This is a genomic window from Photorhabdus cinerea (assembly GCF_011189575.1).
GTDB lineage: Bacteria > Pseudomonadota > Gammaproteobacteria > Enterobacterales > Enterobacteriaceae > Photorhabdus > Photorhabdus cinerea.
Map to the genome: position 1 here is coordinate 1 of NZ_PUJW01000097.1, position 1,389 is coordinate 1,389.

1 protein-coding gene is annotated in these 1,389 nt (G+C 57.3%); it reads right to left on the reverse strand.

Annotation, left to right across the window (positions count from 1 at the left end):
* Positions 1 to 1,376: type VI secretion system Vgr family protein (locus C5469_RS22690; protein WP_166310948.1), on the reverse strand; the 1,376-nt coding region annotated here is incomplete at its 3' end.
* Positions 1,377 to 1,389: the final 13 nt, after the last annotated feature.

Consider the following 1,389-nt stretch of genomic DNA (forward strand, 5'->3'; position numbering starts at 1 on the left):
TCAAATGCCACCGCCACCTCCGTCCCCTGAACCAAAGGCCAGTGGAAACCGTAGGTGCTGCCCGCATACGGGCGGGCTAACCGGACCCACAGGCTTTCTCCCCCCAGCGGCCATTCATCCAAATCAAAATCAAACTTGATGCGGTAACGCCCCATTTTGTCGATATGGCTGTAGGTGTCTTTCGGCCAGTCACTGGTCACCCGCGCCGGCACGGTGCCGGCAATCACCGGCCGTTCCCGCAATGCCGGCCGGTAGCTGATGCTTTCGCTGTACGGAATACCGATAAAACTGACCAGATAGTTGCTGTCCCGGCGGGCCGTGCTCTGGGTTGAAACGATCAACACCCCTTTCTTCAATAACGCCGGCACCTCGCCAGCCATTTCCAGCACCAGACCCGGCTCTAAAACCGGTGATGAGCTTTTACCACTGATCAGGTGTTGATGGCACAGGTCGCGCTCATGGTGCAACCGGGCATAGAAAGCAGCGGTTTCAACCGCCGGCGGGATCTTTTCACCCCGCGTCAGGAAATGGTCGCCATAGCGATAGATCTCACCTTCGGTCGTGCTATCCCGCTCCCGCATGACCTGAAATTGCAGATAATTCTCCGCTTCCCGGTAGTTGTAATCCCGGACCGTCACCCCCTGCGTCACCACCTGATGGGCGAAGTGTAAGTCCCACACCGAGTCACCGGTGTTGTGATTCATTCCCGCCGGGTTAAGCAGCGGCAAAGTGACGTCATACTGGTAATTGCGCTGGTTATCACCCAACCGCACCACTTCAATCCCCAGCCGGCTGTCCACCTCGAAGCGATACCAGATCCCCACCTCCGCTAAGATCCGCTGAATAAACGCCAGATCACTTTCCTGCCACTGCACCACCAGTTCCCGCCGGGGATACTCCCGCACCAGCGTGAACAGAAAATCCTGTCCGCGAAAACCGTGTCGATCACGCAGGATCTTTTCCACTACTTCCGGTACCGACTGGTTCTGGTAAATGGCACAACGTTGGGTATGGCGCAGCAATGCCAGCCGCGGCTCCAGACAAGCCTGATAGTGGGTTTCATCCACCGAGGTGGAAACCCGGTTAAACCGGGTGATCACCCCATACACTTTACGCTCCTGCGCCGGGCTTTCAGGGGCCTGCAAGATAAACGTGGCCGATTTTTTCAGCATGACTGCCGGGTCGATATCCCGGGTGGTACTGGTGAAATCAAGGGTGTAGCAATAAGGGGCGAACAGGCGTTCTTCCCCGGTGAAGCTGAACACATCCAGCTCAGCCTCACAGCGCCGGACCTCAAGCCGGTAACGGCAATGACCCGTCAGCTTCGTTTTATCCGCCTGACGCTGGCGGGCCAGCAGCATTTTTCTCTCCATCATGCGTTTTCTCCGC